This window comes from Streptomyces sp. NPDC047081, from assembly GCF_040643775.1.
Classification (GTDB): Bacteria; Actinomycetota; Actinomycetes; order Streptomycetales; family Streptomycetaceae; genus Streptomyces.
In genome coordinates this window covers 141,315-155,385 of record NZ_JBEYUY010000002.1, presented here as the reverse complement: position 1 = coordinate 155,385, position 14,071 = coordinate 141,315, and the positions used below count along the sequence as shown (strand labels likewise).

At 71.9% G+C, this 14,071-nt stretch carries 13 protein-coding genes; 3 read left to right on the top strand and 10 right to left on the bottom strand.

Going from position 1 to position 14,071, the window contains the following annotated elements; translation table 11 throughout:
* Window position 1: 1 nt before the first annotated feature.
* The 9 genes from ABZ848_RS03865 to ABZ848_RS03825 form a co-directional block, all read right to left on the bottom strand.
* The gene (locus tag ABZ848_RS03865; RefSeq protein WP_360824768.1) at window positions 2-1,132 is read right to left on the bottom strand and encodes an aromatic ring-hydroxylating dioxygenase subunit alpha; all 1,131 of its coding nucleotides are present in this window, start codon (window positions 1,130-1,132) and stop codon (window positions 2-4) included.
* Window positions 1,133-1,174: 42 nt separating this feature from the next.
* Complete coding sequence (locus ABZ848_RS03860; RefSeq protein WP_360824765.1) at window positions 1,175-2,338, bottom strand: FAD-dependent oxidoreductase; 1,164 nt, start codon at window positions 2,336-2,338, stop codon at window positions 1,175-1,177.
* A complete protein-coding gene (locus ABZ848_RS03855; protein ID WP_242769059.1) occupies window positions 2,335-2,697 on the bottom strand; it encodes a bifunctional 3-phenylpropionate/cinnamic acid dioxygenase ferredoxin subunit in 363 nt (120 codons plus the stop codon). Before ABZ848_RS03855 ends, ABZ848_RS03860 begins: the two co-directional genes overlap by 4 nt.
* Window positions 2,698-2,897: 200 nt before the next feature.
* The gene (locus tag ABZ848_RS03850; RefSeq protein ID WP_360824761.1) at window positions 2,898-3,527 is read right to left on the bottom strand and encodes an MBL fold metallo-hydrolase; all 630 of its coding nucleotides are present in this window, start codon (window positions 3,525-3,527) and stop codon (window positions 2,898-2,900) included.
* The gene (locus ABZ848_RS03845) at window positions 3,527-4,612 is read right to left on the bottom strand and encodes an S-(hydroxymethyl)mycothiol dehydrogenase (RefSeq protein ID WP_360824758.1); all 1,086 of its coding nucleotides are present in this window, start codon (window positions 4,610-4,612) and stop codon (window positions 3,527-3,529) included. The genes ABZ848_RS03850 and ABZ848_RS03845 overlap by 1 nt, the downstream gene beginning before the upstream one ends.
* A 118-nt stretch (window positions 4,613-4,730) precedes the next feature.
* Window positions 4,731-5,642, bottom strand: a complete 912-nt coding sequence (locus tag ABZ848_RS03840) for a YceI family protein (RefSeq protein WP_360824755.1) — start codon at window positions 5,640-5,642, stop codon at window positions 4,731-4,733.
* A 25-nt stretch (window positions 5,643-5,667) separates the two neighbouring features.
* Complete coding sequence (locus ABZ848_RS03835) at window positions 5,668-6,738, bottom strand: maleylacetate reductase (protein WP_360824752.1); 1,071 nt, start codon at window positions 6,736-6,738, stop codon at window positions 5,668-5,670.
* Window positions 6,735-7,265, bottom strand: coding sequence for a dioxygenase (locus ABZ848_RS03830; protein WP_360824749.1), 531 nt, complete (start codon window positions 7,263-7,265; stop codon window positions 6,735-6,737). The genes ABZ848_RS03835 and ABZ848_RS03830 overlap by 4 nt, the downstream gene beginning before the upstream one ends.
* Window positions 7,266-7,284: 19 nt before the next feature.
* On the bottom strand, window positions 7,285-9,042 hold the full coding sequence (locus ABZ848_RS03825; protein WP_360824746.1) for an FAD-dependent monooxygenase: 1,758 nt from the start codon (window positions 9,040-9,042) through the stop codon (window positions 7,285-7,287).
* Between the two features lie 196 nt (window positions 9,043-9,238).
* On the opposite strand from ABZ848_RS03825, the gene ABZ848_RS03820 reads away from it, so the two are divergent.
* A complete protein-coding gene (locus ABZ848_RS03820) occupies window positions 9,239-11,017 on the top strand; it encodes a helix-turn-helix domain-containing protein (protein WP_360824743.1) in 1,779 nt (592 codons plus the stop codon).
* Between the two features lie 112 nt (window positions 11,018-11,129).
* On the opposite strand, the gene ABZ848_RS03815 is transcribed toward ABZ848_RS03820, so the two are convergent.
* Window positions 11,130-12,047, bottom strand: coding sequence for an expansin EXLX1 family cellulose-binding protein (locus ABZ848_RS03815; protein WP_360824740.1), 918 nt, complete (start codon window positions 12,045-12,047; stop codon window positions 11,130-11,132).
* A 244-nt stretch (window positions 12,048-12,291) separates the two neighbouring features.
* Here ABZ848_RS03815 and ABZ848_RS03810 point away from each other — a divergent pair, with 244 nt between their 5' ends.
* A complete protein-coding gene (locus ABZ848_RS03810; protein ID WP_360824737.1) occupies window positions 12,292-13,002 on the top strand; it encodes a ThuA domain-containing protein in 711 nt (236 codons plus the stop codon).
* The gene (locus ABZ848_RS03805) at window positions 12,972-14,066 is read left to right on the top strand and encodes a Gfo/Idh/MocA family oxidoreductase (protein ID WP_360824734.1); all 1,095 of its coding nucleotides are present in this window, start codon (window positions 12,972-12,974) and stop codon (window positions 14,064-14,066) included. Before ABZ848_RS03810 ends, ABZ848_RS03805 begins: the two co-directional genes overlap by 31 nt.
* Window positions 14,067-14,071: the final 5 nt, after the last annotated feature.

Here is a 14,071-nt window from a genome sequence, read left to right as displayed (position 1 = left end):
GTCATCCCTGGGCGATGCCCAGGCGCTCGTTCACCCAGTCGTGGAAGGCACCGATGTGGTGCTCGCTGGGCACCAGCACGCCGCCCTTGGCGTACATACGGGAGCTCATGCCGGGCTGGGTGCGCTCGCATGCCTCGAAGTCCTGCCGGTTGACCCGGTCGAAGAGCTCCACGGACCGGCTCACGTCCTTGCCGCTCTCGACGACGTGCGGGAGGTACAGCCAGTCGCACTCGACGATCGTGCGGTCGACGGCCACCGGGTACATGCGGTGGAAGATGACGTGGTCGGGCACGAGGTTGATGAACACCTGCGGTTTGACGGTGATCGCGTAGTAGCGGCGGTCCTGGTCCTCCGCGACGCCCGGGATGCGGTCGAGGCCCTCGCTGCCGTCGACGGTGAAGCCCTGGACCTCCTCGCCGAACTCGGCGCCGTGGCCGACGTAGTACTGGGCCGCGTAGCCGTCGGCGAACTCCGGGAGCACCTCGGTCAGTTCGGGGTGGATGGTGGCGCAGTGGTAGCACTCCATGAAGTTCTCGATGATGAGCTTCCAGTTGGCCTGCACGTCGTAGACGATCCGCTTGCCGACGGAGAGGTTGTCGATGTCGTAGTGGTCGATCGACTCGACGTCGCCGAGGCGTTCGACGACCGCGCCGATCACGTCCTCCTCGAAGGAGGGCGGGTTCTCCGCCAGGCACACCCACACATAGCCGAGCCATTCGCGCACGGCGACGCTCGCGAGGCCGTACTCGGTGCGGCCGACGTCGGGCATCTTGGTCAGGTTCGGCGCGGCGACCAGCTTGCCGTCCAGGCCGTAGGTCCAGGCGTGGTACGGGCATTGGAAGGCGCGCTTGACCTCGCCGCTCTCCTCGGTGCACAGCTTGGCGCCACGGTGCCGGCAGACGTTGAAGTAGGCGCGGATGCCGTTGTCCCTCGCCCGGGTGATGAGGATGGACTCGCGGCCCACGTCGACCGTGCGGAAGGCGCCGGGTTTGGCCAGCTCGGAGGAGCGCACGGCGCAGAACCACATGGTCTCGAATATGCGCTCCTGCTCCTGGGCGAAGATGCCGGGATCCGTGTAGGAGGAGCCGGGGAGGGTGGCGATCAGGCTGTCCGGCAGGCTGGTCGAGGTCACGGTGCACTCCTCGGGAACGTCGGGGAGGGATCAGGAACAGGGTCAGGACGTCACGGCGGCGAGCTGCTTGCGCCAGCGCATGAACAAGCGGGGCTGGTTCATCCCGAGCACGGCGACCGGCCGGCCGGCGCGCCGGTACACGGCGAGGACGTCGCGGTCGTCCGCGGTGCCCTCCTCGACGGTCACGCTGTCGGCGCCGGCCGCGTGACCGGCGAACTGGATCTTCACGCCGTACTGGTCGGACCAGAAGTACGGCGGCCGGGGCACACCCGGTTCCACCGCGCCGCCGGCCAGCAGGGTGGCGATCGCGGCGTCGGGCCGCTCACGGGCGCCGGTCCAGTGCTCCACGCGCCGGTGCAGGCCGGCCCGGGGGTCGTACCAGTTGGCGCAGTCGCCGACCGCGACCACACCGGCCAGGCTGGTACGGCCGTCGGCGCCGCACTTCACGCCGTTGTCGAGCTCGACGCCGGAGCCCTCCAGCCACTCGACGCACGGCCGCGCGCCCACGCCGACCACCACGATGTCGGCGGGGATCGTCCGGCCGTCCTCCAGCAGGACGGAGTCCACGCGGGTCTCCCCGCCGAGCCCCTTGACGCCGACACCGCACAGCAGCCGTACGCCGTGGTCGGCGTGGAGGCCGGAGACGACGGCGCCCATGGTCTCGCCCAGGGGGCCGGCGAGCGGGGTCGGGGCCGCCTCGACGACCGTCGCGTCGAGCCCGAGGGCGTACGCGGTGGAGGCGACCTCGGCGCCGATGAAGCCGCCGCCGATCACCACCAGCCGTCCGCCGCGGGCCAGTTCGTCGCGCAGGGCGCGGGCGTCGTCCAGGGTGCGCAGGGTGTGCACTCCGGCCAGGCCCGCGGAGCCGGGCAGGGTGCGCGCCGCGGCGCCGGTCGCGATGACGACGCCGTCGGCACGCACCTCCCGCCCGTCGGCGAGGCGGACGCTGCGGTCGGCGCGGTCGAGGCCGGTGGCGCGGGCGCCGAGCAGCCACTCCGCGCCGAGGTCCTCGCCGTCCGACTCCAGCACCAGGTCCGCCTCGCCGAGCGTGCCGGCCAGGAACTCCTTGGACAGCGGCGGCCGGTCGTACGGGCGGTGCGGTTCGTCGCCGATGACGACGAGCCGGCCGTCGTAACCCTGCTTGCGCAGTGACCGCGCCGCCGACAGTCCCGCCAGCGACGCGCCCACCACGGCCACGGTCCTCACGCGGGACCTCCGGCCAGCCGGGAGGCGACGCAGGGGGGCAGGTTGGGCGCGTCCGTGGACACCTGCACGTAGATCGTCCCGTCCTCGATCACGACCTCGTGGGTCCGCACCGGCAGCTTGGCCGGCGGGGCGTCCACGGCGCCGGTGCGCAGGTCGAACTTCGAGGCGTGCAGCGGGCATTCCACCTCACAGCCCTCCAGCCAGCCGTCGGCGAGCGACGCGTCCTGGTGGGTGCAGGTGTCGTCGATGGCGAAGACCTCGCCGTCGTCGGTGTGGAACACCGAGACCGGCGGATCGATGTCGAGCCGGATGGCCTCGCCTCGCGGGAGATCTGCGAGACGGCACGCGGGAATCATCATGACACCTCGGTGCGTATAGCGAAACGGATTGCGGTAAGCGCAACATCAGTCTGAGGTCGGCCCAGAACCCTTGTCAAGGAGTTCCGAGGCTCGGATGACCCCTGCCGATCGTTGCTCTTCACGCAACGAACATCGCTATAAGCAACACAACGAAGGCAGGGGTCGGCACCGGAATCGGTGCCTTTGTGCAGGTCGGGCGGTCAGTGACCGCGTGCGATCCAGTCCGGGAGCCCTGGCGCCTCGGCGCCGATGGTCGTCGTGTCCCCGTGACCGGTGTGCACGACGGTGGCGCCGGGCAGGGTCAGCAGCCGTTCCCGGATGGACTCGATGATGGTCGGGAAGTGGCTGTACGACCTTCCCGTGGCCCCCGGTCCGCCCGAGAAGAGCGTGTCGCCGCTGAAGAGCGCGGAGAGGGCGGGCGCGTACAGGCAGACCGCGCCCGGGGCGTGGCCGGGCGTGTGCAGTACGGACAGTTCGACTCCCGCCACGACCAGGATCTGCCCGTCGGCCAGTTCGGCGTCGGGTGCCCGGTCGGGGTGGGTCTGCTTCCACAGCTGCTGGTCGTCGGGGTGGAGCAGCACCGGGGCGCCGACCCGCTCGGCGAGTTCGGGCGCGGCGTCGATGTGGTCGTTGTGCGCGTGGGTGCACACGATGGCCCTCACGCGCCGCCCGCCCACCGCCTCGGCGATGGCCTCGGCGTCATGGGCCGCGTCGATCACGATCACCTCGTGGTCGTCGCCGACGATCCACACGTTGTTGTCGACGTCCCAGGTCCCGCCGTCCAGCGAGAAGGTCCCCGAGGTCACCAGGCGTTCGATACGGGCGCCCATCAGAAGACCACCACCGAGCGCAGCACGTCGCCGCCGTGCATCCGCTCGAAGGCCTTCTCGACCTCGTCGAGGGCGATGGTCTCGGTCACGAAGGCGTCCAGGTCGAGGCGGCCCTGGAGATAGAGGTCGATGAGCATCGGGAAGTCGCGGGAGGGCAGGCAGTCGCCGTACCAGGACGACTTCAGCGAGCCGCCCCGCCCGAAGACGTCCAGCAGCGGCAGCTCCAGCTTCATCTCCGGCGTCGGCACACCGACGAGGACGACCGTGCCGGCGAGGTCGCGGGCGTAGAAGGCCTGCTGGTACGTCTCCGGGCGGCCGACCGCCTCGATGACGACGTCGGCGCCGAACCCGCCGGTCAGCTCGCGGATCGCCTCCACCGGGTCGCCCTCGCGCGAGTTCACGGTGTGGGTGGCGCCCAGCTTCTGGGCGGTGGCGAGCTTGCGGTCGTCGATGTCGACGGCGATGATCTTCGCCGCGCCCGCGAGGCTCGACCCGACGATCGCCGCGTCGCCGACGCCACCGCAGCCGATGACGGCGACCGAGTCGCCGCGGCCGACGTTGCCGGTGTTGATCGCGGCGCCGATGCCCGCCATCACACCGCAGCCCAGCAGACCGGCCGCGGCCGGCGAGGCGGCCCGGTCCACCTTGGTGCACTGCCCGGCCGCCACCAGCGTCTTCTCGGCGAAGGCTCCGATGCCCAGCGCCGGCGAGAGCTCGGTGCCGTCCAGCAGGGTCATCTTCTGCTTGGCGTTGTGCGTGTCGAAGCAGTACCAGGGCCGCCCGCGCAGACAGGCCCGGCACTGGCCGCACACCGCACGCCAGTTGAGGATCACGAAGTCACCGGGCGCGACGTCCGTGACCCCCTCTCCCACCGCCTCCACGACGCCCGCGGCCTCGTGCCCCAGCAGGAAGGGGAAGTCGTCGTTGATGCCGCCCTCGCGGTAGTGCAGGTCGGTGTGGCAGACCCCGCAGGCCTCGACCTTGACCAGGGCCTCACCCGGGCCGGGGTCGGGCACGATGATCGTTTCCAGGCTGACGGGGGCGCCCTTCGCGCGTGCGACGACAGCGCGGACCTGATGAGACATGGCCACTCCTCGACCGGTACGAGACCTGAGTCCGATGTTGCTCATTACGGCACGCAGAGCACGTGCCGCAACACAGCATCGTGGAGGGCAGACCGGGGGTCAAGGATGGGGAACGCCCCTACTCCGGGGGCGTGGGGGTGTCGTGGGTGCGGTACATCGCCTGGACGTCCAGCTCCAGCTGGACCGTCGGACCGACCACCGCGATACCGCGCGCCAGCATGGACCTCCAGTTCAAGGTGTAGTCCTCGCGGTGCAGCTCGGCCTTCGCTAGGGCGGCGCAGCGCAGCTCCTCCCCGTAGCCGCCGTTCACCATGCCCAGGTAGGTGGTGTCCAGGGACACCGACCGGCTCACTCCGTGCATGGTCAGGGTGCCGTTGAGGGACCACTTGCTGCCGCCGCGGTAGGCGAAGCGGGTGCTCCTGAAGTCGATGTACGGGAAGTGCTCGACGTCGAGGAAGTCGGCGGACCGCAGGTGGGCGTCACGGGTGTTGTTGCCCGTGGTGATGCTGGACGCGTCGATGCGCACATGGACCCGGGAGTCGGCGACCTCCCGCATGACCTGGATACCGCCCTCGAAGCGTTCGAAGCGGCCGTGGACGTTGGCCATGCCGACGTGCTTGGCGATGAAGCGGATCGCGGTGTGCGGCGGGTCGAAGAGCCAGGTGCCGGGGACCGGGAGGTCGGCCTGCCGGCCCGGCTGGAGCCATACGCGCTGCGGGGCGGCACCGGCGCCGGCGACGACCTCGATGGTCTCGCGGTGCGGCTCCAGCCCCTCGGCCACGACCATCAGGCTGTAGCCGCCGGGCGGCAGTACGGCCATGAAGAGGCCGTAGGGGTCCGTGGTGCCGCGTGCCGAGACCTGGTGGCTGCGCAGTTCCGTCACCGTGACGTCGGCGCCGCCCAGGGGCTGGTTCACCGGGTCCAGGACCTCGCGGACGACGACGCCCGCGCCGGCCGGGACGGGGAGCGTGAGGCCCGCGGCGCTTCCGGGGGCATTCCTGAGGCGCCGCCGGAGCAGTCCGAGGGGCATGGTGTTCACCTTTCCGTTTCGTCGGTCAGTACTTCGTGTGCGGCCGGTGGCCCAGGTGGGCGGCCTTCAGTACGTCGAGTACGCCCTCCGTGGCGACCGGCCGCGGGTTGGGGTACGTCTGCTTGGTCGCCTCGCGGGCCGCCGCCGCCAAGTCGGCTTCGTTCAGGCCGAGTTCGGCCAGGGAGCCGGGCGCACCCAGGTTGCGGGCGAGATCCCACAGGGCACCCGGGACGTCGTCGGTGTCGAGGGCCCGGCCGAGCGCCGCCATGGCCTCGGGTGCGGCGGGCGCGTTGTGGGCGAGGGCGTACGGCAGGACGACGGTGTGGGTGTCGGCGTGCGGGAGCCCGAAGGTCCCGCCGAGGACATGGCAGAGCTTGTGGTGCAGGCCCATGGTGGTCGCGCCGCGCGCCGCACCGCACAGCCAGGCTCCATAAAGGGCACGGCCCCGGGCCTCCAACCCCCGCGGGTCGGCGGCCAGTTCGGGCAGGGCACACGTCATGGCCCGTACGCCTTCCTCCGCGGTCAGCGCGATCAGCGGTGAGACGTCCGGCGCGTACAGGGCCTCGGCCGCGTGTGCCACGGCGTTGATGCCACTGGTGACGGAGAGGCCGACCGGGAGGGAGAAGGTGAGCTCGGGGTCGTAGACGACACTGCGCGGCAGCACGGACGGGTCGCGGCCGGTGCGCTTGGCGCCGTTCTCGGTGAGGCCCCACACGGGCGTCATCTCGGAGCCGGAGTAGGTGGAGGGCACGGCGATCAACGGCAGCTCCGCCCGCAGGGCGAGCATCTTGCCGAGCCCGATCGCGGAACCGCCGCCCACGGCCACGCATCCGTCGGCGCCCAGGGAGCGCGCGACCTCGACGGCCCGCTCGGCGACCTCCACGGGTACGTGCATACGGGCCTCGGCATGCACCCCGACGCACGCACCGCCCAGCGCGTCCGCGACGGACCGGGCGGTGTCCGCACCCCGGGGCCCGCCGACCACCAACACCCGGCGCAGGCCGAGGCGTTGGACCTCCTCGGGCGTGGCGGTCGTGGCGGCGCCGGGCCGCAGAACGACCCGCATGGGCCGGGTCTCGTGCACGAACTCCCTCATGACCGGACCGGGTTGAGCACGAGGTCCAAGCGCGCGTGCCGGAACGGGTTCGGCACGCCGAACTCCCGTGCCAGGGACGGGTCGTCGGTCTCGGCGAAGTCCTGCACCAGGCTCTCCTTCACCGCGAACACGGCGTCCGAGTCGAGGTGTTCGCTGCCCGCGACGAAGATGTGCGTGGTGACCGGTGCGTGCCCTTCGGCCGAGGCGATGAAGTGGATGTGGGCCGGGCGGTAGGCGTGCCGGCCCGGCAGCGGGGTGCCGTCCAGGGAGAGGACCCGCCCGCTGACCACGCAGGGTTCACCGCCGAGGACGTCCGAGAGGAGTACGAACTCCTGCCGGGTGTCGGTGCAGGTCTGCCCGGTCGCCGTCAGGAAGTCGATCGCCCGCTCCCACTCGGCCATCGTCGGCTCGGTCTCGCGGACGAAGGCGTGCGGACGGCGGGTGAGGGAGGCGAGCAGTTCGCGCAGGCGCGGGTCGGTCGTGCCCTTGAGGCTGTCGACGACGGCCTCGGTGAGGTCGGTGGTCATGTCCGGGCGGTCCTTCCGGTCAGGCGTGCCCGAGGATCCGCCGCACCGCGTCGGCCAGGATCGGTTCGGCGTCCTCGGCGGCCGTCGGGTACCGGAAGGCGACGTAACCGTCCGGGCGTACGAGCAGGGCTCCCCCGTCGGCCACCTCGCTCAGCCGCGCCCAGTCGCCGTACGGGTCGTCGTACTCCTGGCCGGGGCCGATGACCACCGTGGCGATGTCGAGGTCCTGGGCCTCGGCCGCCCGCAGCCAACTCGCCCCGCCGATACCGGTGATGAGGGTGAAGCGGCCCTGGCCCACGGTGTCGAGGGTGGAGAGGGTGCGGGTGCCCGCGGTGATCCAGGCGTGCGGGAGTTTGGCGCCGGGGCGGGAGGAGGGCTGGTGGTACAGCTCGGGGTCGCGGTCGAAGCCTGGGTCGGGGGTGCCGTCGGGGACGATCGCGGTGGAACTCTCGGCGGAATAGCGCTGGTTGAGGTCGACGCCGTGCGCGTTGAACTCGTACTCCTTGAAGGCGATCGCCTCGCGCAGCTTCGCGCGCTGCTTCTGGGCGGCCTCGCTGTCGTCCTTGCGGGCGGCGATGTTGGCCCACAGCTGCTCGGGGGTCTGCGGGGAGAGGCCGTCGAGGGCCTCGAAGATGGGGGCGGTCTCGCCGATGGACTTGTTGGCGCGGGTGACGATCTGCCGCCCGATCGGGGCTCGTTCGGCGGTGTAGGTGTCCAGCAGCTTCGGGGAGGCGGTGCCGTCGAGGACGAGCTTGAGCTTCCAGGCCAGGTTGTAGGAGTCCTGGATGGAGGTGTTGGAGCCGAGGCCGTTGGACGGCGGGTGGCGGTGCGTGGCGTCGCCCGCGCAGAAGACGCGGCCGTTGGAGTAGGTCTCGGCGTACATCTCGTTGACGGTCCAGGCCGAGGACGACTTGACGGTCACGGGGATGTCGTCGTCGCCGATCAGCTGGCGGACGATCGACTCGGCGTACTCGGTGGTCAGGTCGGGGGCGCCGGCGGTGACGTCGTAACCCCACACGATCAGCCACTCGTTCCAGGGCCGCACGCAGCGCACCAGGCCCGCGCCGATGCCGCCGACGGTGGCGCCGGGGGCGAGCACCCAGTACAGGGTGGACGGGCGGTGGGCGGTGTACTTGCCGAGGTCCGCGTCGAAGACGATGTTGATGCTGCCGGCCACGCCCATCTGGCCGCCCATCGGCAGCCCGGCATCCTCGGCGACCTGGCTGCGGCCGCCGTCGGCACCGATCAGGTACTTGGCGCGGATGGTGTACTCGTCGCCGCGCAGGCGGTCCTCGACGGTGACGGTCACACCGGAGTCGTCCTGGACGAAGGACTTGTAGACCGTGCTGAAGCGCAGCTGCGTGCCGCGCGCGACGGCGGCGTCGACGAGTACGGGCTCCATGAGGTGCTGGGGCATGTCGCACATGCGGGTGGGGCTGGCGAGGTCGTGCGCGGCCTGGACGACCGGGTCGTTGCCCCAGGAGCGGACCCGGCCGAGCTCCTCGCCGGCCAGGCTGGTGCAGAAGGTCGTGTTGCCCATGAGGTGCTGCGGGGTCGCCTTGGCGATCACCTCGTCCTCGACGCCGAGGTCGCGCAGGACCTCCATCGTCCGCTGGTTGGTGATGTGCGCGCGGGGCGTGTCGGCGAGGCGCGCATAGCGGGTGACGACGATGTTCGGCACGCCGTAGGTGCTCAGCGCGAGTGCGGCGGAGGCGCCGGCGGGGCCACTGCCGACGATGAGCACGTCGGTCACGACATCGGGCTCGACGGTGTGCACGGGAAACGCTCCAGGGAATGAGAACAGGCACCGGCTGTTCAAGATCATGTAGCCGGGGACGGGAAGCCGGGTGTCTCAATACGAGACAGTGCGGCCGGTCGGCGCGAGCAAGTGCGCCCGATCGGCGCGAGCCGGTTCGCCCCATCGGCGCCGGGTTGTTGTCCCTTCAACCGCTCCCGGTAGGCTGAGCGGTGTCGTGACCACCGCCGAGCTCCCCTCAGTCCGCCCCACGCTCGCCTCCCTGCGCAGGGCCCGCGAGCTCTTCCTGCTGGGGCGCCAAGTCCCGGACGGCGTACCGGAGGAGATCGTCGCCGCCTGGAAGCGTGCCCGGTTCTTCGGCGTACGACACGACGTGGCGGGCGAGTCGCAGCTCACCCGGGGAGCACCCGAGTCGGCCCTGCTGACAGCGGCCCGGCCCGTCCTCGACCGCGTCGCCCCCACCCTCGGCACCGGCCGGACGTCCCTCGTCCTCACCGATCACCGGCTCCGGGTGCTGTGGGCGGGCGGGCTGGGGCCGGGTGACCCCTGCCCCGACCTCTCCGAGCAGGTGGTCGGCCACAACAGCGCCGCTCTCGCCCTGCACACCCACCGTCGCGCCGAGGTGCACGGCCCCGAGCACTTCCTCGACCTGTGGCAGGACGTCTCCGCGGTGAGCGTGCCGGTACGGGCGCCGGAGACCGGACAGCTGCTCGGCACGCTGACTGTGGCCTGCGCGCTGTGCACCGAGTACGGCCCGCATCCGGGGGCGCCGCTGGCGGAGGCCACGGCGAGTGCGGTCGAGGCGGAGCTGCTCGCGCGGTCGCGGGCGGCCGAACGGGTGCTGCTGGACGCGTACTTGAGGGCCGTGGGCGAACAGGGCCGCGCGGTCGTGGCACTCGACGGCCGCAGCCGCCTGGTCAGCGAGACCGCCGGGGAGGTGCTCTCGCCGGAGGGGCTGGAGGCGCTGGAACGGGCCGCGGTGGGTCTGATCAGGGACTTGGGCGACGCGACCCCGGGCTCGGGCACGGCGGCGGGTCGTGACGCCGACGGCCCGCGAGCCGCGACACTCCCGGCGGCCGCGTCCTCGTACCGCATCCGCCTCCCGGACGGCTCCACGGCCGCGACGCTCACGCCGGTGCTTCATCAGGGCTCGGTCGTGGGTGCGGTCGGGGTGCTGGATCCGGTGGGGCATACGGCCGTCACGTCCGCCGTGCCGAACGTGGCGGGCCTGGCCGGGCGTTCGGTGCCATGGAGGCATGCGGTGGCGCGGGCGGCGGAGCTGGCGAGGTCGTCCGAGCCGCTGCTGCTGGTCGGCGAGCGCGGCACCGGGAAGACGTCGCTGGCCCGGGAACTGGTCGCGGACGCTCTGGTCGTGGACGCGGCGGAGTCCGAACTCGCCGCAGAGGTCGACGAGTTGGTGAACGGGCGCCCGCTGCTGATCCGTCACGTCGAACGTCTCGCACAGGCGGACACGGCCACCCTGAACACCTTGCTGGACGAGCATCCCGGGGTGCCTCTCCTGGTCACCTACACCCCGGGAACAGCACCGGGCCCCTGCCTCCAACGGCTCCTGGACACCCTGGCGGCCCGCTCGGTCACGCTTCCCTCGCTGCGTGAACGACCGGACGACATACGGGAGTTGCTCACCGCCCTCGCCCCCAGGCCCGAGCCTGGACGCCCGCCGCTCACCTGGACGCTGGACGCGGTGCGCGCCCTTGAGCAGCACCCCTGGCCCGGCAATGTCACCGAACTCGCCCACCTGGTACGGGCGTTGGCCGAGCACCGCCGTACGACCGGCCCGGTCGGGCGGGCCGAACTGCCGGACCCGGTGCGCGAGGGGCCCGCGCCCCGTCCGCTGAGCCCGATGGAACACGCCGAGCGCGCCGCCATCCTGGACGCCCTGCGCCTGAACGGCGGCAACAAGGCCCGCGCCGCCGCGTCCCTGGGCATCGCCCGCGCGACGCTGTACCGCAAGCTCCGGGGCTATCGGGGCTGAGTCCCCTTCAGGGCGGCCACGCACCAGGGCTCGTACCGCGAGCGTAGTGAAGAAGAGCGCCGGTACGTCGTCATGTACAGGCCCAGGTCGGACTTGAACGCGTCGGAAGCGCTCAGTGCGCCGCGAACTGGACCTTGGTCGGCTGTACGACGTTCGGGCGTACGGCGATGCCGTTCACGGTGAGCTGCTGGCCGTAGATGTCGGTGATCCTGATCGCGCCACCGCAGCCGGCGCCGTCCTCGGAGAGGAAGTAGTTGTAGTCCTCCCGCTTCAGCGAACGCCAGCCGCCACCGCTGCTCACCTCAAGGCGGGCCAGCGGATTGCGGTGGCCGATGACCTGGATGCCGCACCAGTACTGCGACGACCCGGTCTTGTAGCGGATCGACAGCGGGCCGAGGCCGCTGGGGCTCGCCAGCTTCCAGGTGATCGGGATCCGGCCGGCCGAGGGCGCCGCGAGTTTCGCGAACGCCTGTGCGCTCAGGTCGATCTGGCCCGGGGCGCAGTCCCCCGGGCATTCGTTGGTGATGCGGACCGTGATGGAGGCCCCGTTTGCCGCGCTGACGACCACGTACGCCCCGCAGGCCTTGGAGCCCTCGTAGTCGGCGGTGTTCATCGCGCCGGTCATGACATCGCCGCTGGGGTCGTAGAGACAGGCGCCGCCGCCGTCCGCGTCGTAGAAGGTGGCGACTCCCCGGTAGGTGACGCCGGGGCGGATGCGTCCCGCCAACGGCGCGCTGCCGGAGGCCGGTTGGGCGGGGGTGGTGGCCGTCGGCTTCGCCGATGCGCTGGTCGCGGAGGGGGACGGCTTGCGCTTGGTGGGCCTGGCCGAGGGCTTAGGCGATACGGCGGTGGCGTCGGCGGACGCGGACGGGGCGGAGGTCGTCGCGGCCGGGGCGGAGGCGTGCCTGCTCGCGGCCGGGGTGACCGTGGTGTCCCTCGCCTCGGACTTGCGGCCGGTGAGAAGGACCGCGGTGAGGGAGATGATGGTCAGCACCGCGGCCGCCGATATGAACAGCCACCGTCTGTGCACCGGACCTCCTCGACGACCGCGCCTGGGGCGCGTGTGACAAGAGCAGCGATCGTGCCAGAACCGGGAACACGGCGGCAAGCCCGTTCTCGAAGTCCGGTCGGCCCCATCGGTCCCGAAAGTTTCGGGGAAGTCGGGCGCTCTTTCGCGGGCGGGAGCGGCTGACGCATCCTGTGAGCCGGTCCGCGCTGCTCACCGGCCCGAGGCCGCCGAACCGACCGGGGCGTGCGCCCCATGAAGGAACGACATGACGCGCAAGCAGGCCCTGGTGGTCCGAGGCGGCTGGGAGGGGCACGAACCGGTCCGGGCGACGGAGTTGTTCCTGCCCTTCCTCCGCGACAACGGGTACGCCGTCCGCGTCGAGGAGTCGCCCGAGGCGTACGCCGACCCGGCCGCGATGGCCGCAACGGACCTCGTCGTGCAGTGCGTGACGATGTCGGAGATCACCGGCGAGCAGGTGGCGGGGCTGAGCGCGGCGGTCGAGGCGGGCACCGGCCTCACCGGCTGGCACGGCGGTATCTGCGACTCGTACCGCGCGTCCTCCGACTATCTCCATCTGGTGGGCGGGCAGTTCGCGACCCACCCCGGCAAGGAACCCTGCGAGCGCGCGGGAGGCCAGGAGGACAACTACCTTCCGTACGCCGTCGAGTTCACCGAGGCCGGCCGCCAACACCCGGTCACCGCGGGCGTCGAGGACTTCGAGCTGTGCACCGAGCAGTACTGGGTGCTGCACGACGACCTCATCGACGTACTCGCCACCACCACGCATCCCGCCCGGCCGTGGCAGCCCTGGCACCGGCCGGTGCGCTCCCCGGCGGTCTGGACCCGGCGCTGGGGCGCCGGGCGGATCGTGGTGACGACACCGGGGCACAGCCTCGACGTCCTGGAGCACCGGAACGTCCGTTCCGTCATCGAGAGGGGCATGCTGTGGGCGACGCGCACCGCGTCGGCGTCGTAGGTCTCGGGGTCATCTCCCGCGCCTACCTGGACACGCTCGTCGGCCGTCCCGCCGTACGGATCACCGCCGTCGCCGATCTCGACGCCTCCCGGTCGGCCGCGGTCGCCGCCGCACTGCCCGGCGTCGAGGCGCTGTCCGTCGGGGAGTTGCTGAGCAGCCCGGACGTGGACACCGTGCTCAACCTCACCGTCCCGGCGGCGCACGCCGAGATCGCCCTGGGCGCGATCGAACACGGCAAGCACGTCTACGGCGAGAAACCCCTCGCGGCGACCCTGCCCGAGGCGCGCGCCGTCATGGCGGCCGCCGCGGCGGCGGGAGTCGGCGTCGGCTGCGCGCCGGACACGGTCCTCGGCACCGGGATCCAGACGGCGCGGGCGGCCGTGGAGGCGGGCAGGATCGGGCGTCCGCTGTCCGCCTCGGCCGTGATGGTCACGCCGGGCCACGAACGCTGGCACCCCAACCCGGACTTCTACTACACGACCGGCGGCGGCCCGCTGCTGGACATGGGGCCGTACTACCTCGCCTCGCTGGTCCATCTCCTGGGCCCGGTACGGGCCGTGATCGGGGCGGCCGGCCGGCTGCGCACCGAGCGCGTCATCGGGTCGGGCCCGCGCGCGGGCGAGCGGATCCCCGTCGAGGTGGACAGCCATGTCTCCGGCGTGCTGGAGCACGTCGGCGGAGCCCTGACGACGATCACCACGAGCTTCGACGGCGTCGCCACCACGGCCACGCCGATCGAGGTCCACGGCGAGACCGGGAGCCTGGCGGTGCCCGACCCGAACCACTTCGCCGGTGACGTACGGCTCTTCGCACTCGACGACACCGAGTGGCGCACGCTGACGCCGTCGGCCGGTTACGTCGACGGCGGCCGGGGCGTCGGGCTGCTGGACCTCATCGCGGCGGACGCGCGCCGGACACCTCGCGCGAGCGGTGAACTCGCCCTGCACGTACTGGAGATGATGACCGGGCTGCTCCGCTCGGCGGAGGAGGGGCGCCGGATCGAGCTGACGACGTCGGTACGGCCGCCCGACCCCGTTCCGCTCACCGCGCCCGGAGAATGGTGAGCCGC